Raw genomic sequence first — 21136 nt, 5'->3', positions numbered from 1 at the left:
GAGCCTACCCAGCGGCCATGAAACGATGCGGCGATGCGGACCCCCCGGTTGGAGATCGAGTACTGCACGCAGTGCCGGTGGTTGATGCGGGCCGCCTGGACCGCGCAGGAGTTGTTGACGACGTTCCCGAAGGATCTGGGCGAGGTGGCGCTGGTGCCGGGGATCGGCGGGGTGTTCGAGATCCGGCTCGACGGCGAGACGATCTGGTCACGCCAGGAGAGCGGTTTCCCGGAGCTGGCCGAACTCAAGCGGCTGGTGCGGGACCGGGTCGCGCCGGACCGGGACCTCGGTCACTCCGACCGGAAGGCGGAGTAGCCCGTCAGTTGCGGGCCAGCTCGGAGAAGAACGTGCCGATGTTGCGGAACACGTTGGCCACCCCGTCGCCGAGACTCTGGGCGATGTCGGCCGCGGGACCCGGGTTGGTCCCGATGTAGAAGATGAGCAGGATGATGGCCACCCAGCCCAGAATCTTCTTCATGTGGTGATCGTGGCATGCGGCCGCCAGCGGGCGTGGGACTTCGGCGTGGCGAGTCCGGGGATTCAGCGGGGCAAACCGAACAAATCGGCAGCGTTGCCCCAGCAGACCGCCCGCAGCCAGTCGTCGCCGAGGTCGAGGCGGGCCAGGGCCTCGAGCTGGTGTGCGTACGGGTAGGGGATGGTGGGGAAGTCGCTGCCGAGCAAGATCCGGCCGCCGAGCCCGAGGTCACGAAGCTGGGGGAGGCGTGCCCGGGGGAACGGGGCCAGCTCCTCCCAGAAGTCGGTCAGCGCCATCGTGGTGTCCAGGCGGACGTTCGGGAATCGGGACGTGAGGTCGAGGAACTCGGCGTACTCGGGGGCGCCCAGGTGCGCGATGATCAGTGCCAGCGACGGGTGCCGGGTCAGGACCTCGCCGATCGGGCCGGGGCCGGTGAAGCGGTTCGGCACGGGGCCCGAGCCGGCGTGGACGACGATCGGCGTGCCGGCCGACGCCAGCAGGCCCCAGGCCTCGTCCAGCGCCGGGTCGCGCGGGTCGAAGCCGCCGACCTGCAGGTGCAGCTTGAAGATGCGGGCGCCGCGGCCGAGGGCCGAGCGGACCACCTCGGCGGCGGTGTCCTCGGGGAAAAATGTCGCGCTCGGCAGGCACTCGGGGACCTCGGCCGCGAAGGCGAGCGTCCAGTCGTTCAGCCAGGCCGACATCGCGGGCTTGTGGGCGTACCCGAGGGCGGAGAAGGACCGCACGCCCAGCCGCCGGAGAGTCGCGGTTCGCTCGGCGTCGGAGCCGCGGTAGCGGATCGGCCACGGCCGGCCGATCAACGGGCCGGCCGCGTCGAACTGCGCCCACACCTTGCGCAACATCCGCTCGGGCAGGAAATGGGTGTGTACGTCGGCCAGCCCGGGGAGGCCGAGCCCGCGCCAGAACGCGGGGACGTCGTCGTCGGTCACCCACCGATCATGCGCTTGGCGACCTCGCGCGCGTCGGCGTGGGCGGACTCCCGGGCCGCCGCGGCGTCGGCGGTGACCAGGTTGGGGCGGAAGTGGATCTCGCTGATGTCGGTGACGCCGGCCCAGCGGAGCCAGTCGGTGAGGTACGTCGCCTGGAAGTCGGCGCCGAACGACGGCGGCAGCCCCGGCCCGTACACGGCGCTGGTGTAGATCACCGCGGCCCGCTTGCCGGTCAGCAGACCCGTGTAGCCGGCCGCCGGGTCGAACCCGAAGACCAGGCCGGGCTGGCTGACCACGTCGATGAACTGCTTCAGGATGTACGGCACGCCATGGTTCCACATCGGCACGCTGAACAGGTAGAGGTCGGCGTCGTCGAAGCGCTGGAACGTCTCGACGGCGCGGGCCCAGCCGTCACCGGTGGGCTCCTGACCGGCGAAGACGGCCATCTTGGCGGCGGCCGCGTCCGGCCCGAAGGCGGGCAGCGAGCCGTCCCAGAGGTCGAAGGTCTCGACGGGTACGGCCGGGTTGGCCGCACCGAACGTTTCGATGAACGTGCCGGCGATGGCCAGCGACTCGGAACGCGGGCCACGGGGTGAGGCGGAGACGTGCAGGAGCTTGGACATCGTGGATCTCCTTCGACGCTGTGATTTGCGTGCGCACGCACATTGTTGCCCGGTTGCGTGCGCACGCACAAGAAAACGGTAGGCTCGGGTGATGGACGACACCGCCGCCTGGGCCGGCCTGCTGCGCGTGCACGCCACCCTCGTGCCGCTGCTCGACCGCGAACTCCAGAGCGCCTGCGGGCTGCCGCTGACCTCGTACGACGTACTCCTCGAACTGAATTCCGCACCCGGCCGCCGGCTCAGCATGGGCGAGCTCGGGCAGGTCGCCGTGGTCAGCCGGTCACGGGTCAGCCGGGTGGTCGACCAGCTGGCCGCCGAGGGGCTGGTCGTGCGCGAGATCAACCCCGACGACAAGCGTTCGGCGTACGCGATGATCACCGACGCCGGGCGCAAGCGGCTCCGCGGCGCCGCCCCGGTCTACCTGGCCGGGATCAAGCGGCACTTCACCGACCACCTCGGCGCCGACGCATCGGCCGTGGCCGCCGGATTGGAGCGCGTTCTGGCCGCTCTTCGCGTTTGAGCCCAGGCTCGGCCGGGGTACGGCCGCCGCATGCAGGTCTACGCAGCCGAGGCGATCACCGACGCCGGTGGCACTCAACTGGTCCTGGCCGCGGTGCTCGGCATCGCGGTCGTCATCCTTCTCATCGCCTGGGCCAAGTGGCATCCGTTCCTGGCCCTGGTGCTCGGCGCGGCGACCCTCGGCATCGTGGCCGGCGCGGGCCCCGAGGCCGTGGTCAAGTCGTTCACCACCGGCACCGGCACCACCGCCGGGAACGTCGGTCTGCTGATCGCGCTCGGCTCGATGATCGGCGCGCTGCTGGCCGACTCCGGCGGCGCCGACGGCATCGTCAAACGGATCGTCGACCGGGTGTCCGGCGGCGCGCTGCCCTGGGCCATGGCGGCCGTCGCGGCGCTGATCGGCCTGCCCCTGTTCTTCGAGGTCGGGGTTGTGCTGCTGGTGCCGATCGTGCTGCTGGTGGCCCGCCGGACCACCGTGCCGCTGCTCCAGATCGGCATCCCGGCCCTGGCCGGCCTGTCCGTGCTGCACGGGCTGGTGCCGCCGCACCCCGGGCCGCTGGTCGCGATCTCCAGCCTGAACGCCAACCTGGGCCTGACCCTGGCCTTCGGGCTGATCTGCGCCATCCCGACGGTGCTGGTGGCCGGCCCGATCTTCGGCAACTTCATCAGCAAGCGGGTGCACGTGCCCCTGCCCGCGCTGGCCGGCGTTCCTTCTTCCGGCTCGTCTTCCGGCGCTGACCGTCCCGACGCCGTCGCCACCGAATCGGGCGCCGCGGTGTCGGCCGACGCGACCGCCGAGCCGGTCGAGCGGGACGACGACAAGCCGAAGCCGACCCGGAACCCCGGCTTCTGGCCGGCCGTGCTGACCGTGCTGCTGCCGATCGTGCTCATGCTGCTGCGGGCCATCGGCGAGCTGACCCTGCCGGACGGGAACGGGCTGCGCGACGCGCTGACCGTCGCCGGCGAACCCGTGGTGGCGCTGCTGGCCGGCGTACTCGTGGCGATGTGGTCCCTCGGCCACCGGGCCGGGTTCGACCGCCGCCAGACCTCCGCGGTGATCGGTGGCTCGCTGCCGCCGATCGCCGGCATCCTGCTGATCGTGGCCGCCGGCGGTGGCTTCAAGCAGGTGCTGGTCGACGTCGGCGTCGGCAACGTGGTCGCCGACGCCGCCAAGGACGCGAACATGTCCGCCCTGCTGCTCGGCTTCCTGGTCGCGGTGGGGATCCGGATCGCCACCGGATCCGCCACCGTCGCCACGATCACCGCCGCCGGCATCGTCGCCCCGCTGGCCGGCACGCTCAGCACGCCCGAGGTGTCACTGCTGGCGCTGGCCATCGGCTCCGGGTCGCTGTTCTTCTCGCACGTCAACGACGCCGGGTTCTGGCTGGTCAAGGAGTACTTCGGGATGACCGTCGGTCAGACCATCAAGACCTGGTCGGTGATGGAGACGATCATCTCGGTGGTCGGCTTCGCCTGCGTGATGATCATCAGCATCTTCGTCTAGCCGTTCTGGGCATCCCGCCACCCGACCCAGCGACGGAGTTCCGTCACGTCGAATTCGGGACCCCACAACCCGAGGGTGAACTGGGTGGCGCCGAGCCTCAACAGCTCCGGCGCCACCTCGTCGGGCTCCCCGGACACGCCGACCGAGACCTCGATCTCGGACGGGTCGCGGCCGACGTCGGCACAATGCCGCTCGAGCACGCCCTTCTTGTGCGCCAGCTTCTCCGGGTCGGCGAACGTGTGCCAGACGTCGGCGTGCTTGGCCACCAGGCGCAGCGTCTTCTTCTCGCCGCCACCACCGATCAGCACCGGGATCTTCCGGGTCGGCGCCGGATTCAGCTTGCCCCAGCGGGACTCGATGCGGGGCAGGGCCTCGCCCAGGTCGTCCAGCCGGCCGCCCGCGGTGCCGAACTCGTACCCGTACTCCTGATAGTCCTTCTCGAACCAGCCCGACCCGATGCCGAGGATGAGCCGGCCGTCGCTGATGTGGTCGACCGTCCGGGCCATGTCGGCCAGCAGCTCCGGGTTGCGGTAGCTGTTGCACGTGACCAGCGCGCCGATCTCGGCCCGGCTGGTCTGCTCGGCCCACGCCGCGAGCATCGTCCAGCACTCGAAATGCAGGCCCTCGGGCTCGCCGTTGAGAGGGAAGAAGTGGTCCCAGTTGTAGAGGATGTCCACGCCTAAGTCCTCCGCCTCCGCGGCGGCTCGGCGGATGGACGCGTACTCGGCGTGCTGGGGCTTGATCTGGACACCGATCCGAAGGCTTCTGGTCGTCATGTCCGAAACCCTATGCGCGATTGTGATCTTCGTCCTGCCGTACCCCGGCCGGATTCTCAAGGTCCGCACAGGCTTGACCAGCAGAATCGTCACCATGCGTAGACGAACCCTGTTATTCAGCCTCGTGGCCGCCACGGGTTTGTCGGCATGCTCTCCCTCCGACGAAGCCGCCCCCAAGCCGGCCACCTCGTCGTCCGCGCCGACCGGGGACATCATGGCGTCGAACGAGTCCTCCAGCCTCGAACCACAGAACGTGACCCGCTACGAGTTCCCGGCCGGCTCCGCCCCGGCGGCGGCGTTCCCGGTCGGCCGCCGAGACTTCACCTTCGCCCGGGGTACGGACCGTCCGCTGCCGACCCGCGTCTGGTACCCCGCCGCGGGCGTGGCGCCGGCCTCGCCCGCCCCCACCGACAACGCCGCACCCGCCGCCGGCAAGTTCCCGCTGATCCTGTTCAGCCACGGGCTCACCTCGGTCCCCGAAGACTTCGCGGCGCTGCTGTCCCGGTGGGCGCAGGCCGGGTTCGTGGTCGCCGGCGCCGCGTACCCGCACACCAAGTACGAGGCGCCCGCCTTCGACGAGAACGACGTCATCAACCAGCCCGCCGACGCGGTCGCCGTCATCGACCAGCTGCTCGCCCAGAACGGCGACCCGCTGCGCGCCGTCATCGACGACACCCGCATCGCCGCGGCCGGCCACTCCGGCGGCGCCATCACCACCATCGGCCTGTTCAGCGCCCAGCGCGACACCCGCCTCAAGGCCGGCCTGGCCATCGCCGGCACCGACTTCCTCAGCACCCCGTTCACCGGCCCGACCTCGGCCATGCTCTTCGTCCACGGCACCGACGACGACACGGTCAAGTACGAGGCCGGCCGCACGGTCTACGAAGCCGTCCCGTGGTCGAGGGCGATGCTCACGATCGAGGGCGGCGGCCACGTGATCGAGGACTCGTCGTTCGAGGCCATCGCCCGCACCACGACCGAGTTCTGGCGGTGGTCCCTGTACGGCGACAACAACGCCCGCAACCGCCTGCCGGCGGCGGCCGCGGTCGGCGGGGTCGGCCGGCTCGACCAGGAATTCTGACCGATCCGCGGCCCCGCCTGTGGATAGTTCTCGGCATCGTCACAAGTGGCTGCTACCTTCCTCGCCCACCCACAGGGGTGGGGGAGGTGGCGGCCGCGTGTCGCGATTTCAAGATCAAATTCGCGGCGGACGGCGGACGGGGGACGGCGGACGGGGGACGGGGGACGGGGGACGGGGGACGGGGGACGGGGGACGGGGGACGGGGACGGGGACGGGGACGGGGGGTTCGGCGGACGGGGTTCGGGCCGCCGAGTTCGCGCCGGGCAGCAGAACGCCTCGCGGAGCGCCAACGGGCGGCCCCGCCATTCCTTGACCAGGGCCGGGTCGGCGGCGGAGCGACCGTGGGGAGATGCTGCTCGTGGCGGTGGTGGGTCCGGACGGCACGCCGCTCGCGGCGGCCCTCGCGGCCTTGCAGTGCGCCGCGCGAGGGCGAGGGCGAGCCGCGGGTTCAAGTATTAGTTCAGGGCGGCTCGCAAGAAGGATTCGAGGGGGGTGGCGAGGCGGCCGATCAGGGACGCCAGGGTGGGGTCGGCGGGGGCGAAGTCGCCGTCTCGGCTGGCCGCGAACATGCCCAGGAGCATTGTCGCGGCGAACTCGGGCAGGCCGCTCGCGAATTCGTCGTCGGAGACGGCCACGTGGCGGATGTCGCGGCCGGTGACCCGGGTGGCGATCGCCGCCACCTCGGCCATGTTGATGGCGGCGGGGCCGGTCAGGGGCGGCGTCGGGCCGTCGACGTTGCCGTCGATCAGGATGCGGGCGATGGCCGCGGCCAGGTCGGCGTGGGTGGTCCAGGCGATCGGGCCGTCGGCCGGGACGCGCAGCTCGCCCGTTTCGAGCGCCTGCCGCAGCAGCATCGGCACCGTGGTGGCGTAGTAGCCGTTCCGCAGGGCTGTATACGCGACGCCGGACCGCGCCAGCATCTCCTCGGTCGCGGCGTGGCCGCGGGCCGGCGGGAACGGTGACGACGGGTTCGCGCCCATGTGGCTGGTGTAGAAGATCCGCTTCGCGCCCGCGTCGACGGCCGCGGCGACGGCGCTGCGGTGGGCCGCCAGCTGCTTGTCGCCGATCAGCGGGGCCGACACCAGCAGGACGGCGGAGGCGCCCTCGAAGGAATCGGCGGGATCGGCGTAGTCGCCCGCCCGCACCCGCACCCCGCGGTCGCGCAGGGCGGTGACCCGCTCGGGGTCACGCACGCTGACTGCGACCTGGTCGGCCGGCACGAGTTGCAGCAGCTGCTCGACGACGGCGCCGCCGAGCTTTCCGGTCGCTCCGGTGACAACGATCATGACCTACTCCTTATCGATGGAAACATCACCACGATAGCACTGGAAATATCAGTGGAAGCAAGCCTGGGTTATCGTTGATCCGTGAGCGAACAGGACACCCGGTGAGCGAACAGGACACCCGGTGAGCGAACAGGACACCCGGTGAGCGAACAGGACAGCCCGTGAGCGAACAGGACACTCGGGACAGGCGGCCCGTCCGGCCTCCGACGACCCGGTGGCCGACCTGCGCAGTGGCTGGGATCTGAACGTCGAGCTGGGACTGGCGAACCCGGCGCTCTACCGGCTGTTGTACGCGCGGCCGAACGCCCCGGCCGCGCGCGAGGCCCTCGACGCGGGCGTGGCCATGCTGGCCGCCAAGATCCGGCGGGGCGTACGCCGGGGCCGGCCGCCACCGCGATCACCCTGCGCGCGGCCCTGCCCGGCCTCGACGCGTACAGCGCGGGGGAGCGGGCGCTGCTGGACGAGTGGCTGGGACGGGTCAGCTAGTGGGGCGCGCGGTGCTGTCGCGGACGACGAGTTCGGTGACCAGCTCGACGCGGGGGACCTCGATGTGTTCGCCGCGGGCCAGACGCAGGGCGGTGCGGGCGGCCAGGGCGCCCATCTCGGCCAGCGGCTGGCGGACCGTGGTCAGCGGCGGCGACGCCCAACGGGACTCGGGCAGGTCGTCGAAGCCGGCGATGCTGATGTCGTCGGGGATGCGCAGGCCGCGCAGGCGGCACGCCTCGTACGCGCCGAGCGCCATGGTGTCGCTGGCGGCGAAGATCGCGGTGGGGCGGTCGGGCCGGTCGAGCAGTTCGGCCGCGCCCTCGAAGCCGGACCGGTGCTGGAAGTCGCCCTGCACGATGGCCTGGTAGTCGAGGCCGGCCTCCTCCAGGGCGGCCCGGTAGCCGTCCAGCCGGGCCCGGCTGCACAGCAGGTCCTTCGGGCCGGCGATCAGCGCGATCCGCCGGTGGCCGAGCGAGGCCAGGTGTTCGGTCGCGGACCGGCCGCCGGCCCAGTTGGTGGCCCCGATCGTGGGGACGTCGTTGCCCGCGTTGCCGGCCGGGTCGACCATCACCACCGGGATGCCGAGGCGCTGCAGCTCGGTGTGCGCGACGCCGGGGCCGGAGAGGACGAAGATGACGCCGTCCGAGGCGCGGGAGCGCAGGTTCTGCAGCCACTGCCGGGTGGACGTGGAACGCCGGTGCACCGCGGAGATGACCGTGCCGACGCCGGCCGCGTGGGTGACCTCTTCGACGCCGCGGATCAGCTCGACCGCCCACGGGCTGTCCAGGTCGTTGAAGACCAGGTCGACCAGCGCCGCGCCGCCGGGCCGCTGCCGGGACGCCCGCCGCTGGTAGCCGTGCTCGCTGAGCAGTTGCTCGACCTTCTCGCGGGTCTCCGGGGCCACGTCCGTCCGGCCGTTCAACACCCGCGAGACGGTGGGTACGGACACACCCGCCTCGGCCGCGATCGCCGCGATCGTCACCCGCCTGCCGTCCACCGGCGCCGCCCTCACGCTTGGAAGTTTCGGAAAGTATTCCACCTGGGGGCCGACATGCGGCACCCGGTGGCAATAGATAGGTGAACGTCTATGCTTCCCAGCATGCGGAAGTTGATTGCGTGCGCCGTGGCCGCGCTGCTCGCCGCCTCGGGCCTGACCACCGGCGCCGGCGCCGGCCCGGCGACGCCCGGCGCCAAGGACGTGATCGTGCACCTGTTCCAGTGGCCGTGGGCGTCGGTTGCGAACGAGTGCGCCGCCGTGCTCGGCCCGAAGGGTTTCGGGGGCGTGCAGGTGTCGCCGCCCCAGGAGCACGTGCTGGTCGCCGGCCGGCCCTGGTGGCAGGACTATCAGCCGGTCAGCTACCGCCTCGAGTCGCGGCGCGGGAACCGGGCGGCGTTCGCCTCGATGGTGTCCACCTGCCACGCGGCCGGGGTGAAGATCTACGTCGACGCGGTGGTCAACCACACGGCGGGCGGGACGTCCACGGGTACGGGCAGCGGCGGCTCGGCCTACTCGCACTACGCCTACCCGGCCGTGCCGTACGGGACCGACGACTTCCACCACTGCGGGCGCAACGGCAACGACGACATCGCCAACTACGGCGACCGCTGGGAGGTGCAGAACTGCGAGCTGGTCGACCTGGCCGACCTCAAGACCGAGAGCTCTTACGTACGCGGAAAGCTCACCGCGTACCTCAACGATCTCGTCTCTCTCGGTGTGGACGGCTTCCGGGTCGACGCGGCGAAACACCTGCCGGCCGGCGATCTGGCCGCGATCGTCGACGCGGTGACCGGCGACCCCTACGTGTTCTCCGAGGTGATCGAGGGCGGTTCGGGCGAGCCTGCCCCTGAGGAGTACGCCGGGATCGGCGACGTGACCGAGTTCCGCTACGGCGACGTGGTCAGCTCCGCCTTCCGCGACGGCAACCTGGCCCAGCTCGACGGGCTGCCGGGCCGGATGCGCCTCGCCTCCGATGACGCGGTGGCGTTCATCGACAACCACGACACCCAGCGCAACGGGCGCAGCGTGCTGACGTACAAGAACGGCACGACCTACCGCCTCGCGCAGGCCTTCCTGCTGGCCTACCCGTACGGCGTCCCGCAGGTCATGTCCGGCTACGACTTCAGCGGCGCCGACCAGGGCCCACCGGCGGCCGGCGACGGGACGACGAGCCAGGTGACCTGTGGCAGCGGCTGGGTCTGCGAGCACCGGGCGATCGCCAACCTGGTGGCGTGGCGGGCGTCGGCGGGCTCGGCCGGCCTCGGCAACTGGTGGAGCAACGGGTCGAACCAGATCGCCTTCTCCCGGGGCGGCGCGGCGTTCATCGCGTTCAACCGGGGTTCGTCGAGCCTGACCCGCACCTTCGCGACCGGGCTGGCGGCGGGCGGCTACTGCGACGTGCTGGCCGTCGACGGCAACCCGTGCGGCGGCGCCTCGTACACAGTGGACGGCAGCGGGCAGGCGACCATCACGGTGGCGGCGGGCGCGGCGGTCGCCCTGCACACCGGCGCCCGTGGTCCGGGTGGCGGCACGGGCTGCTCCACGGCGTCGGTCTCCTTCGCGGTCAACGCGACCACGACGTGGGGCCAGAACGTCTTCGTCGTCGGCGACGTGCCCGAGTTGGGCAGCTGGAACCCGGCTCAGGCGGTGGCGCTGTCGTCGGCGGCGTACCCGATCTGGCGCGCGACGGTGACGCTGTCGGCCGGACGCGCCGTGGCCTACAAGTACATCAAGAAGGAGGGGTCCACGGTCGTCTGGGAGAGCGACCCGAACCGCTCCCGGACCACCCCGTCGGTGAGCCCGTGCAGCGCCGCCTGGGACGATTCCTGGCGTTAGCCGACCGGCCGCGCGGGCGGCTTCCCCGAGATTGAAGCGTGATCGTCACCGGGAGGAACGGGGCAGCGCCATGGGCCGGAGGGGTGCAAAGGTAACGCTTTCCCCCTCGAGGAGTGACAACGAAGTGAAGAAACTGTTCAATGCCGCGTCCGTGCTCGCACTCGCCGTCGGAATCGGTATCGCCTCGGCGGCTCCCGCCAGCGCCGCCACCGACCGGAGCGGGGCGGAACGGCTGAACATCCCGAACAGCAGCGCCTGCCGGGGTGGTCGTACGGTCCTGGAAGGAATGGTGGCCGGGCCGGGTGGCCAGCTCTACATCATCTTCTCCAAGGGAAGCGCCGGGGATCCGGCCCTGTCCAGATGGACGCGCGACGGATCGGCCTGGGACGGCGCCAGCTGGATCTGTGCCGGGGCGCCGGTACCCATGTCCGAGCTCGGTCACGGCAACGACCTCGCCTACAACGCGAACTACCTGGGCCAGGGCCCGGCCCTGATCTCCACCCACGGAAGCCAGTCCGCGTTCCCGAGCGACGCCGTCGGAATCGTGCACCTGAGCGCCGGTGGAGCCATCGGCGCCCGCGAGGTGGTCCACCTGTCCACCGGCAACATCAGCGGCCTCTGCTACAGCGCGACGGCGGCCGGCGGGGCCGGCCGATACGCGGCCCGGCGCCTCGGCAACCTGTGGACGCACGCCGGTTCCGGTGCCCTGACCAGCGGCTGGACGCTGGTGAAGAGCAACCTGACCAGCCACGACAACCGTTCCGACCAGGGCATCGACTGCTCCGAGAACTACATCTGGAACACCAGATCGATGAACGACTCGACCCCCGCCACCGGCTGGAACTGGGTCTACCAGTACAACTGGTCCGGCGGCGACGTGGAGAGCGACATCGGCATCCCGTCGAACAACCTGACCGACGAGATCGAAGACATCACCCACGTCGGGAGCGACTTCTTCGTCGCCATCAACCGGAACGACGGGCTCGCCGACTCCGTGAAGGTCTTCACCGAGTAGACCCCGCGCGTGGTGGCCGTCGACGCTTTTGTCGACGGCTGCTGCTGGGCTGCATCCCGAGACTATGGACGAGCACCATCCGCACTCCCGGCCCGGACTGATGGACGCCCTCAAGACAGCGCTCCGACGCCTCACGCTCGGCGCGTTCGCCTGCACCGCCGCGTTGATCGTCGTGCTGGTCGGTCTGGCGGTGCTCAGCGCCATCGGATGGACCTCCGACCCGCACGGCTACGCGATGTTCGCGGGCATTCTGTTCGCGGCGGTCCTGACCCCGGTCGCGCTCGCGCTGTGGCTGCTGTACCGATCAATGCGACGACGCAACTGACAAGCCGTCGCGCTGGGCCGAAGCGGCGTGCCTGGTCGGCCTGGTCTCGTCATACTGCTCCCTGGACCGGTGGCAGAGCCGGGTGATCGCAACGCCCAGAGCAGAGTGACCCGGCACGCGCGGGTGGCTCGACGGCGTGTGGGGCCGCTGGCGTGCCATGCCCCACCGGGGGTTCGAATCCCCTCCGGTCCACGATGCCGGCTCCGGGGGCCGAGCCCCCGGACGCCCCGCGTTATCTGGGTCTTTGTCGGCGGCTCGCCGCCGGCCCCGCGGGTGCCGTCCTGAAGACTTCGTCATCAGCTTCGAGCGACCGCCGCGTAGGCACCCTGACCAATGTCGTCAGTTCTGTCCCGGGCTCGCCGTGGGCAGTCCGGCGGCCTTCGCGCTGTCAAGCAGCCGCCGGTCGTAGGTGACGAAGGCGATCAGCGTCGTCCCCGACTCGTTCGTGAGCACCTGGGCCGTGGCAAGATGAATGGCGTCGAGGCTTCGCAGCGTCGGCTCCGTAAAAGCGGCTGCCGTGGCGCGGATTGTGTTGTCGATCTCCATGCGAAAGAGCCGCCCCACAGCCGCCGGCACGCCGATCAAGGCCTGCGGAGCCGACCGTCGCAGCGCCCTGGGCACCTCAACCTCCACGAGTGCGGAGGACACCAGAGGCGCATCATGGTGAGCGTTGAGCCAGGAAACCAGGTCGACGCTGTGCTCTTCCTGCCGGACCAGCTTGACCACAGCGGCGGAATCGAGATAGATCACCAGCGTTCCTCATCCCGCATGGCGGCAAGCGCTGTGGCAACGTCAACGTCGTCGTCACCGAGCTTCGGCGGGAGCGGGACGGGTCCGGTGCTGGTGGGGGAGGCGGCCCTACCAGCCGCGACGAGGTTGGCGAGGGTCGACCTGTCGTCGCCGACGGGCACCAGCCGGGCGATCGGCCGCCCTCGATCGGTGATCTCAAGAGACTCGCCGCCGCTCACCCGAGCCAGTACCTGGCTGGTGTTCTGGTTCAGATCCCGGACGCCGATACGCTCCATGGAAGAAGTGTAGAACATAAAGTTCTACATCTCCATGTCGTTCGCCCCCCGGGGCATATGCCCAGCAGGACCGAGCCGACGGCGTCCAGCAGCGTTGGTCCGCCGCCTACTTGATGACGCCTTGACTCATGTGCTGCCCCTCCGGCACCGGTGAGAACTTTCTCTGCATTTTAAGGCGGCCGCTCCGCAGGCCGCTCGCGCCGTCGGATCAGGGCCTGGCCTCCGGCCAGCCGCCGACGTCTTGGGACTTCGTCAACAACGCCGCGGTAAAGCCGGCCAGGCGGCACGACACTTGGACAAGCGGGCGGGGCGCCGGTGGTGGCCGGCAGCTTGATGGACTTGGTTTCGGGAAGCAAGCACTTATGCCTCCGGCGGGGGACTGTGATCTCTGGGATGGGTTGAGAGCCATCCCAGAGATCCGTCGTCCAGGCGAAGCCGAGCAGGCAGGCCCTACATGCTCCACAGTGTGTGGACGAAGGCCGACGGGATGACTGATGGCCTAGTTAATCAGGCCGGCCATCAGCGGCAGAATCCTCCGGAAAATTAATAACCTTGCAGTTATTTACAAGCCATCCAACCGATATCTCTGATCGTGATACATCTGTGTCGGTCAATCGGCTTGCTGTCATCTTTGACCGAAGTTGGTGTACCATTTTCAATGGCGGCGTAAATGCCCGTCGGATAGCTCGGTTGACCTTGGAAACAATTATGCTACATTCGACATTCGTGGCGACCTTGCCATAGTGGCGACCTTCCGACTCCGTAACTGTCAGAACAGGTCTTTTGTCAATCAAACTAGCGAATGCAAAACCCAGCATGAGCGGCGCGCCCCCCCGGTTCGGACCCGCGCCACGCATACCTAAAGAGCATTGGCGCCATATCAATGAGCCGTGATAAGTAGACCGTGATACCGACGAAGTCTTCGCCCCGGTAGACCTTGGCCGTTCGGAGGCTGCTCGCGAGTATGGCCAATGCTTTCCCGAGCTTGACGACCTTAAGTCCATTGTAGTGCTCCAGCTCTGCCATCCATTCCGCTTCGTAACGCGTGCGAAGCTCAAGCGACGGAAAGCCCTGTGCGGCTCGATGGACAATGCGCGGCGCCAGCCATGCGCTGAGGTCCAGGACCTCAGCGGCGATCGCCCCAAAAACCGCACCTAAGATGCCGCCGATCATGAGAGCGTTCATGCCGTGCCCCCAGCGGGGCGCCAGGCCCGCGGAACCCTTCGACCAACTCGGTCAAGGGCCTCGCGTGCAGATGCGGCACCGTTAGTGCTGAGTCGGTAATAGCGGCGCCGAGGGCGACCATCCTGAACCTCCGCCGTGTCTTCCCAGTATGAATCCAGCCATCCCAGGTGCTCGAAGCGCGCCAGGATCGGATAAAGGGAACCGGTGGCGATGCCTGCCTGACCAGCGATGTCGAACCCGTAGCGTGGTCTTGTTGGATCTTCAAGCAATGCTCGAAGGACGGCCTGGGTCGCCATGGTCATACGTGGTGGACTAGACATATCCGTACTCTACATAGCTAGAGATGGCGGAGCAACCAACGGGCCGCCCCGATGAGATGTACAGCAGGGAAGTACAGCAACCGAACGAGCCTTGCCTGCCCCAGCGAGCTCGAGTCGACGTCTGAGCTGCGAGTTCGAATCTGATCGGCCTCACTGCCGGGACTCGATCGGTCACAGGTCTCAAGTCGGGCATGAAGGCGCCCGTTCTCTAATTTTGGCCGATGTGAGACTCGAACTTGGGGACTGGCTCCGACCGGCCCGCAGGGGCGAAGATCATCGAGAGGTCGGCGGATCGCCCGTACGCTCAGTGAACTGGCAAAACGTCCTGGTAGTGGGTCGCCGTTGACAACAACGCGGCGGTTCGCATGGTGCAACGTCCGGTTCGCCGACCGTCGGGTTATCGGATTGCGGATGCTTCTAGGGTCGTAGCGTGATCATCACGGGGGAGGACCAGGCTCGGGCGGGAGTGGCGGATCCGGATCGGTTTGTCCGGGCGGTCGCCGTCAGAGCGTGTCTGCGCGCCGGGTGGCTGAGTGACGAGGAGTTGCGGTCGCTGGCGGCGTCGCTGCCGCGGTCGCTTCGGGGGCTGTTGTCGCGGTGGGCGTCGCCGGGGGCCGCGGATGTGCTGGTCGAGGAGGTCCGGTCGCGTTACGGCGACCGGGAGGCGGCTCGGCTGCTGCCGCGTTGTGGGGACGCGACCGTGCGGCGGCTGCTCCCGTCGCTGGATGACCTGGCCGGCCCGAACGCCTTGGCCGCCAAGCACCCGGCCGCGCTGCTGGACCATCTGGAAGCGCGTCTGGCGGTCGGCGACCGCGCTGAGCTCTGGAACCGGTTCGCCGCCGCGGTCCTGCGGATCGGGGACGATCGGGTTCTGGACCTCGTCGAGCGCTTCGCCCCGGATGGCGTCCTGCCGGGGCGGCCGGTCGACTACGGCCGTTACGCCGGGCGGCATCCGGGCCGGGTCGCCCGGTTGCTCGCGGCGCCCGGTCGCCTGGACGGCGTAACGCTGCCGCGCCGGCTGGCCCGTCGCCTCGCTGTCCTGCCGGACGATGAGCTGATCCCGTTCGGCGACCGCCCGGAGCTTCTCGCGGCCCTGCCCCCGTCCCGCCGTGGCGCCGTCTTCCGGGCTGCCCGCGAGGACCCGGGCCGGCCCGCTCCGAACTGGCCGGCGGTGCTGGCGGTTCTGCCGCACCGGCTGCGTGCCGAGGAGGCGAGGCGGTCGGGGCTGCGGGACATCGCGGGGTTCCTGCCCTGGGAGCAGGTCCGCGAGCTGGCCGCCGTTAACGACGGTGATAGTGGCGTGCGGCTGGCCGCGTACCGGAATCTGCTCGGCTCGGCCCGGTTGAGCCGCGACCGGACCGCCGTGGCCGAGGCCCTCGAAGGGCTGAGTGGCCGCCTCCGCAACGAGATCGATCCGGTACGCCGGGAGCTGCTGCGCGCCGTCGGTGATCTGGTGCCGCTGATCACGGCGGCCGCCGCGCCCTCGCTCGCGCGGCTCGTCACGGACACCCTGGAGGCGCCGAGCACGTCCACCGGCACCCTCGAGGAGCTGGTCGAGATCCCGCTCGGCGTCCGGCATGATCCGGCGCTGCGCGACTGGGCCCTGGACGCCGTCGCGAGGATTGTGCGGGCCGGTGGTTTCGACGTTGTGCTGGCCCTGCGTGACCGGGGAGATGCCGAGCTGGTCGACCGGCTGGCCGGCTGGGTCGAGGCCGGCGCCGCGCATGGCGATCACGACCGCGCGCCCGATCTGGCCTGGGCGCTGCGCCGGGCGGGGTGGCCGGTGGAGAGGCTGCGGGGCTGGCTCGCCGACCTGGCCCTGCATCACCCGGACACCACGGTGGCGAAGGAGGCCATCGAGCAGTGGCTGGCCGACCCGGCCACCCGGGACGACCGGGCCGCCCGGCTGCTGGCCGCCGATCCGACGGCGATCACCCAGGAGCCGGTGTGGGCGGTGGTGCGCGCCCGGCGGACCGATCTGGTTCCGGCGAACGTGCCGCCCGGTCGGTTCCGGCCGGCGCCGGCCCGCCGCTGGACCCCGGCCGTGGTGCGCGGGACCGAGCGGTGGCGGCCGGAGCAGCGGGCGGCGTTCGTCCGCCTGCAGGGCGAGGTGGTCGCGGACGCCGACGAGGATCTGGCGATCCGGGTGCGGGCGGTGCGGGCGGCCGCGCGGGCCGGCGGGCGTGAGCTGGTCGAGTCGCTGGTGGATCATCCGGATGTGCGGATCGCGGAGGCGGCGGTCGGCGCGTTGGGCGCGGATTCGCTGGGCGTGATCAGGGCGCAGCTCGACACCGATCGGGCCCGGGTGGCGGTGTGGGCGCTGGCCCGGGTCGCACGGGACCTGCCTCCCGCGGAGGCGGTCGGAGTGCTCGCCGACGTCGTCCGCACGTCGCCGAGGATCGCGGCGCGGAAGGAGGCGGTACGGCTGCTCGGTGACGCGGTGCCGGTGCTGGCCGAGGTGTTCCGCCGGGACGGGCAGCACCCGGATGTCCGGGCCGCGGTCGTGGCCACCGTGCGGCAGCGGCTCGACCAGGAGCTGAGCTGGGACCTGCTGACCGAGGCGGCCCGGGACGGGATCAAGCCCGCCTGGCCGGGGGAGATCGCCGAGCGGCACCGTCCGCGCTACGCCCGGGTGGTCGCGCTGACCGGCGACGAGGACGCGATGCTGCTCTGGATGGAGCACCTGACCGGCCTCGGTGACCTGCTGTTCCGCCGGATGACCAACCTCGAGCGGCGATGCCCGCCGTTCGTGGGGGCGGTCCTGCGGCACCCGGACGCGGACGCGTTCCGGCTGGCCCTGCGCCGGCTGGCCGAGCTGGATCGGCTGGACGCCGAGCCGGGCGGGCCGGCGGCCGATCGTCCGGCCCGGCGGCGCCTCACGTGGCTGGCCGACCGGGCGGTGACCTGGGCGGTCTCGGCCGGCGCGGGCGTCGACCGGGCTCCGCTGATCGCCGCGGCGCGGGCTCTGGGTGAGGTTCCGGCTTTCGCGGGTACGGCCGCCCGCCTGCTCGCGGCGGCCCTTCCCCTCCGTACCCCGGAATTGATCGAGCTCTGCACCCCGCGCCCGCTGCTGGCCGTCGTCGTGGCCGGCGTGGTCGCCGAGCGGGCCCGGAAGGAGTCCCTCGAACCGGCGATTCTGCGGGCCTCGGCCGCGGTTCTGGGCGGGCGCGGCGACCTGGCCGGCGGGCTGATCGCGGTGGCGCTGGCGAGGGCGGGCGAGCGTCACCGGTGGGCCGAGCCGTTCCGCGGCATGCTGCTCGACCTGCGTCAACACCCTGATCCTGAGGTACGGGGGGCCGCGCTCGAGGTGTCGATGGTGGCCCGGTGACGGCACGTTCGGACCGATTTGCGACCCGTTCGCCGGACCGGCGCGGAGCTAAAGCCGCTATTCGGGCAAGATACCGTGCGTCGTGCTCAAAACCCGAATTCGTGCAAAGGCCGCGGTTCGCCGCGCGTTGATGATCGGGGTGGCCACCTCGGTGGTCGCCGCCGGCGGCGCGGCCCTGGCCGAGGTGGTCGGTTCCGACCCGGTCGCCTCCCCGTCGTTCAACGGCCCGGTGTACGCCGTGGCCCACCGCGGCGACACCGTCTACGTCGGCGGCACCTTCACCGCCGCCGTGGTGAACGGCAAGACCATCGCCCGGGACAAGCTGGCCGCCTTCAACGCGAAGACCGGCGAACTGCTGCCGTGGGCGCCGACGGCCGACGCCAACGTTCGTGCGCTCGCGGTCGACGGCGACACGGTCTACGCGGCCGGCGACTTCGACAAGATCTCCGGCACCGCCCGGGACGCGGTCGCCGGCCTGAACGCCACCACCGGCGCGCTCACCCCGCTCAAGCACTCCGTCACCGGTCAGCCCAACGCCATCGCCACCGGCAACGGCAAGCTCTACGTGGCCGGCAAGCTGGCCGCGATCGACGGCGCGACCCGGTCCAACGTGGCCGCCTTCTCGCTGGCCACCGGCGCCCTGGACGCCTGGGCCCCGACCACCGACGACGTGGTCAACGCCGTCGCGGTGACCGGCAAGCGGGTCTACCTCGGCGGCAGCTTCCACAAGACCAACGGGCTCTCCTCGACGCTGCGGCTGACCGCGGTCGACGGCATCACCGGGGTGCTCGACAAGTCGTTCCTGCCCAAGCCGGTGTCCCAGGTGATCGCGCTGACCGCGGACTCGACCGGCGTCTGGGCCTCGCTCGGCGGGCAGGGCGGGCGCGCGATCGCGTACTCGCCGACCGGCGCGACCAGGTGGACCCGGGTGTTCGACGGCGACGCGCAGGCGATCGCGGTGCTGGACGGCGTCACGTACGTGGGTGGCCACTTCGACAAGGCCTGCACGACGACCAACAACGGCGCGATGGGTCTCTGCACCGACGGCTCGGTGCCGCGGGTCAAGCTGGCCGCGGTGGACGGGCAGGGCAACCTGCTGAACTGGGCGCCGCAGGCCAACGGCGTGGCCGGGGTCCGGGCGCTGGCCGCCTCGCCGACGCTGGGCGTGGTCAGCGCGGTCGGCGACTTCACCATGATCGGCACGCAGACCCGCAAGCGCTACGTCGCCTTCAAGATCGACCGGCCCGAGGCGGGTCCGGCGCCGGCCAGCCCGTACGTGGCGTCCTACAACTTCGACACCACGGTCGCCGACGGCACCTTCGACGACGGCTCGGGCAAGGGCCACCTGCTGCGCGCGGTCACCCGCGGCGGCGGCGCGGTCAAGATGGTCCCGCACGGCAACGGCCAGGCGCTCGAGTTCCCGGCCAAGTGCGCCGGGGAGAACTGCGCGAAGCTGGTCCTCCAGTCGGCCGACACGCCGGACCTCAACCCGGGCAGCGGCCCGCTGAGCTACGGCGCGGCGGTGCGGCTCAGCCCGCAGGAGGCCGGCGCGGGGGAGAACATCCTGCAGAAGGGGTACGCCTCCGGCGGCGGCCAGTACAAGCTGCAGGCCGACGGCATCTCCGGCAAGCCGAGCTGCGGGATGGGCGACAAGGCGTCCACCTCCGTGCTCATCGCCCGCAGCCGCGAGTCGATCGCCGACGGCGAGTGGCACACGCTCGAGTGCCGCCGGTCCGGCGCCACCCTGAGCATCGTGGTCGACGAAGCGGTCAAGACGAGCGTGGCGATCCCGGTGGCCCTGTCGGTGGTCACCACCCAGCCGCTCAGCCTCGGCGGCAAGGGCGTCGGCGCGGACAACGACCAGTTCCACGGCGAGCTGGACGACGTCTGGGTCAAGGTCGGCGGATAGCCCGAACAGTGGTAGCCAGGAGCGGCATCCGGTGCCCGGATGCCGCCCTGGCCTACCACTGACTGATCGTCAGCGCTTGCCGGGGAGGGCCAGGGCGATCACGGCGCCGACGCCGACCACGGCCGCTCCGACCAGGACGGCCGGGACGACGCCGTCGACGAAGCTGTCCAGGCTGGTGTAGCCGCCGTACGAGCTGAACACCGAGGCCAGGGCGGCGACCCCGGCGGCCACCCCGAACTCGCGGATGGTGTTGTTGGCGCCCGAGGCCACGCCGCGTTCCGCCTCCGGCACGCTGGCCAGGGCCATCGTGCTGATCGGGGCGAAGGTCAGCCCCATGCCGATGCCGGCCATCACGAAGGCCGGGACCAGCGACGAGTACGTCGTGTCGGCCGCCGTCACCAGCCCGATCCACAGCAGCGCCCCGGCCAGCAGCGCCTGGCCCGTGGCGATCAGCGTGCGCAGCCCGATCCGGTCGGCGAAGATGCCGGCCAGTGGCGCGACCACCATCGGCGCCATCGTCCACGGCAGCGTGCGTACCCCGGCTTCGAGCGGGCTGAGCCCCTGCACCACCTGGAAGTACTGGGCGAGCAGGAACACCGCGCCGAACGTGCCGGCCGAGAAGGTCAGGGTCACCACGCTGACCAGGCTGAAGCCCCGCGACCGGAAGAGCCGCAGCGGCATCATCGGCGACTTCGTGCGGCTCTGCCAGGCGACGAAGAGCCCGATCAGCACCACGCCGGCGATCAGCATCGAGGCCACCCGGCCGGAGGTCCAGCCGCGGTCCGGCCCGTCCACCACACCCCAGACCAGCAGCAGCATGCCGGCCGCGGACAGCACCAGGCCGAGCGGGTCGAGCTTCGAGGCGCCGCCGCGCGAGTCGCGGAGCACCACCGCGGCCAGCACCACCGCGATCACGCCGACCGGCACGTTCAGCCAGAAGATCCAGGTCCAGTCGAGGCCCTCGGTGACCGCGCCGCCGACCACCGGGCCGACCGCGACGCCGAGCCCGCTGATGCCGCCCCAGATGCCGACGGCGGCGTTGCGCATCCTGTCCGGCACGGCCTGCGCCAGCAGGGTCAGGGACAGCGGCGCGACCGCGGCGCCGGCCAGACCTTGCACCGCGCGGGCGGCGGTGAGCTGCCACGGCTCGGAGGCCAGCGCGGCCGCGGCCGAGGCGAGCGTGAAGAGCGCGATGCCGCCGACGAACATCCGCCGCCGGCCGATCCGGTCGCCGAGCGCGGCCGCGGTCAGCAGGAACGCGGCGAACGGCAGCGTGTAGGCGTTCACGAACCATTGCAGGTCGGTGATCGAGGCGCCGATCGACGTCCGGATCACCGGCAGGGCCGTGGTCACGACCAGGTTGTCGAGCGTGACCATGAAGATCGGGATGCCGGTCGCGGCGAGCACCCAGGCCAGCGGCCGGGCCTTCCGCGCCGGTTCGGCGCCGGGCCGCTCGAGAGTCGTGGCGGTCATCAGGTTCTCCCCAGTTGTTATTCACT

At 70.9% G+C, this 21136-nt stretch carries 20 protein-coding genes and 1 tRNA gene; 10 read left to right on the top strand and 11 right to left on the bottom strand.

Annotated features, from left to right (window positions below):
- The first annotated feature begins 33 nt into the window (after positions 1–33).
- Positions 34–315 carry a SelT/SelW/SelH family protein gene (locus AB0O15_RS31450; protein ID WP_364325845.1) on the top strand — a complete coding sequence of 94 codons (282 nt, stop codon included), beginning with the start codon at positions 34–36 and terminating at the stop codon, positions 313–315.
- Between the two features lie 4 nt (positions 316–319).
- Here AB0O15_RS31450 and AB0O15_RS31445 read toward each other — a convergent pair whose 3' ends face one another.
- The 3 genes from AB0O15_RS31445 to AB0O15_RS31435 all read right to left on the bottom strand — a co-directional run bounded on the left by AB0O15_RS31445 (position 320) and on the right by AB0O15_RS31435 (position 2045).
- Positions 320–478 carry a hypothetical protein gene (locus tag AB0O15_RS31445; RefSeq protein ID WP_364325842.1) on the bottom strand — a complete coding sequence of 53 codons (159 nt, stop codon included), beginning with the start codon at positions 476–478 and terminating at the stop codon, positions 320–322.
- Positions 479–540: 62 nt separating this feature from the next.
- Positions 541–1422 (bottom strand): amidohydrolase family protein, encoded by an 882-nt coding sequence (locus AB0O15_RS31440; RefSeq protein WP_364325839.1) that lies wholly within the window; start codon positions 1420–1422, stop codon positions 541–543.
- Positions 1419–2045, bottom strand: a complete 627-nt coding sequence (locus tag AB0O15_RS31435; RefSeq protein WP_364325836.1) for an NAD(P)H-dependent oxidoreductase — start codon at positions 2043–2045, stop codon at positions 1419–1421. The genes AB0O15_RS31440 and AB0O15_RS31435 overlap by 4 nt, the downstream gene beginning before the upstream one ends.
- A gap of 91 nt (positions 2046–2136) precedes the next feature.
- Here AB0O15_RS31435 and AB0O15_RS31430 point away from each other — a divergent pair, with 91 nt between their 5' ends.
- Entirely contained in the window at positions 2137–2565 is a 429-nt protein-coding gene (locus AB0O15_RS31430; protein WP_364325833.1) for a MarR family transcriptional regulator, read from the top strand.
- 30 nt (positions 2566–2595) lie between these two features.
- Positions 2596–4068 (top strand): SLC13 family permease, encoded by a 1473-nt coding sequence (locus tag AB0O15_RS31425; protein ID WP_364325830.1) that lies wholly within the window; start codon positions 2596–2598, stop codon positions 4066–4068.
- On the opposite strand, the gene AB0O15_RS31420 is transcribed toward AB0O15_RS31425, so the two are convergent.
- Complete coding sequence (locus tag AB0O15_RS31420; RefSeq protein WP_364325827.1) at positions 4065–4844, bottom strand: LLM class F420-dependent oxidoreductase; 780 nt, start codon at positions 4842–4844, stop codon at positions 4065–4067. The genes AB0O15_RS31425 and AB0O15_RS31420 overlap by 4 nt on opposite strands.
- A gap of 94 nt (positions 4845–4938) precedes the next feature.
- On the opposite strand from AB0O15_RS31420, the gene AB0O15_RS31415 reads away from it, so the two are divergent.
- On the top strand, positions 4939–5925 hold the full coding sequence (locus AB0O15_RS31415) for a chlorophyllase (RefSeq protein WP_364325824.1): 987 nt from the start codon (positions 4939–4941) through the stop codon (positions 5923–5925).
- A gap of 455 nt (positions 5926–6380) precedes the next feature.
- On the opposite strand, the gene AB0O15_RS31410 is transcribed toward AB0O15_RS31415, so the two are convergent.
- Positions 6381–7211, bottom strand: a complete 831-nt coding sequence (locus AB0O15_RS31410; RefSeq protein WP_364325821.1) for an NAD(P)H-binding protein — start codon at positions 7209–7211, stop codon at positions 6381–6383.
- A 478-nt stretch (positions 7212–7689) separates the two neighbouring features.
- A complete protein-coding gene (locus AB0O15_RS31405) occupies positions 7690–8709 on the bottom strand; it encodes a LacI family DNA-binding transcriptional regulator (RefSeq protein ID WP_364325818.1) in 1020 nt (339 codons plus the stop codon).
- Between the two features lie 87 nt (positions 8710–8796).
- On the opposite strand from AB0O15_RS31405, the gene AB0O15_RS31400 reads away from it, so the two are divergent.
- From AB0O15_RS31400 to AB0O15_RS31385, 4 genes are all read left to right on the top strand, one after another.
- The gene (locus tag AB0O15_RS31400) at positions 8797–10530 is read left to right on the top strand and encodes a carbohydrate-binding module family 20 domain-containing protein (RefSeq protein ID WP_364325815.1); all 1734 of its coding nucleotides are present in this window, start codon (positions 8797–8799) and stop codon (positions 10528–10530) included.
- 124 nt (positions 10531–10654) lie between these two features.
- A complete protein-coding gene (locus AB0O15_RS31395; RefSeq protein WP_364325813.1) occupies positions 10655–11545 on the top strand; it encodes a hypothetical protein in 891 nt (296 codons plus the stop codon).
- A gap of 64 nt (positions 11546–11609) precedes the next feature.
- The gene (locus AB0O15_RS31390; RefSeq protein ID WP_364325810.1) at positions 11610–11870 is read left to right on the top strand and encodes a hypothetical protein; all 261 of its coding nucleotides are present in this window, start codon (positions 11610–11612) and stop codon (positions 11868–11870) included.
- A gap of 63 nt (positions 11871–11933) precedes the next feature.
- Positions 11934–12062: transfer RNA gene (locus tag AB0O15_RS31385), tRNA-OTHER, on the top strand.
- Between the two features lie 147 nt (positions 12063–12209).
- On the opposite strand, the gene AB0O15_RS31380 is transcribed toward AB0O15_RS31385, so the two are convergent.
- The 4 genes from AB0O15_RS31380 to AB0O15_RS31365 form a co-directional block, all read right to left on the bottom strand.
- The gene (locus tag AB0O15_RS31380; protein WP_364325807.1) at positions 12210–12620 is read right to left on the bottom strand and encodes a type II toxin-antitoxin system VapC family toxin; all 411 of its coding nucleotides are present in this window, start codon (positions 12618–12620) and stop codon (positions 12210–12212) included.
- The gene (locus AB0O15_RS31375) at positions 12617–12895 is read right to left on the bottom strand and encodes a type II toxin-antitoxin system prevent-host-death family antitoxin (RefSeq protein WP_364325804.1); all 279 of its coding nucleotides are present in this window, start codon (positions 12893–12895) and stop codon (positions 12617–12619) included. The genes AB0O15_RS31380 and AB0O15_RS31375 overlap by 4 nt, the downstream gene beginning before the upstream one ends.
- Before the next feature lie 795 nt (positions 12896–13690).
- Positions 13691–14080 carry a hypothetical protein gene (locus AB0O15_RS31370; protein WP_364325802.1) on the bottom strand — a complete coding sequence of 130 codons (390 nt, stop codon included), beginning with the start codon at positions 14078–14080 and terminating at the stop codon, positions 13691–13693.
- Complete coding sequence (locus tag AB0O15_RS31365; protein ID WP_364326179.1) at positions 14077–14376, bottom strand: PadR family transcriptional regulator; 300 nt, start codon at positions 14374–14376, stop codon at positions 14077–14079. The genes AB0O15_RS31370 and AB0O15_RS31365 overlap by 4 nt, the downstream gene beginning before the upstream one ends.
- A gap of 454 nt (positions 14377–14830) precedes the next feature.
- Here AB0O15_RS31365 and AB0O15_RS31360 point away from each other — a divergent pair, with 454 nt between their 5' ends.
- Together AB0O15_RS31360 and AB0O15_RS31355 are read left to right on the top strand one after the other, a co-directional pair.
- Positions 14831–17728, top strand: coding sequence for a hypothetical protein (locus tag AB0O15_RS31360; RefSeq protein WP_364325799.1), 2898 nt, complete (start codon positions 14831–14833; stop codon positions 17726–17728).
- 82 nt (positions 17729–17810) lie between these two features.
- Complete coding sequence (locus AB0O15_RS31355; RefSeq protein ID WP_364325796.1) at positions 17811–19637, top strand: LamG-like jellyroll fold domain-containing protein; 1827 nt, start codon at positions 17811–17813, stop codon at positions 19635–19637.
- A gap of 69 nt (positions 19638–19706) precedes the next feature.
- Here AB0O15_RS31355 and AB0O15_RS31350 read toward each other — a convergent pair whose 3' ends face one another.
- A complete protein-coding gene (locus tag AB0O15_RS31350) occupies positions 19707–21110 on the bottom strand; it encodes a DHA2 family efflux MFS transporter permease subunit (protein WP_364325793.1) in 1404 nt (467 codons plus the stop codon).
- Between the last annotated feature and the right edge of the window lie 26 nt (positions 21111–21136).

The sequence above is a fragment of the Actinoplanes sp. NPDC089786 genome, from assembly GCF_040684855.1.
GTDB lineage: Bacteria > Actinomycetota > Actinomycetes > Mycobacteriales > Micromonosporaceae > Actinoplanes.
This window is presented reverse-complemented; position numbering and strand designations above follow the sequence as displayed.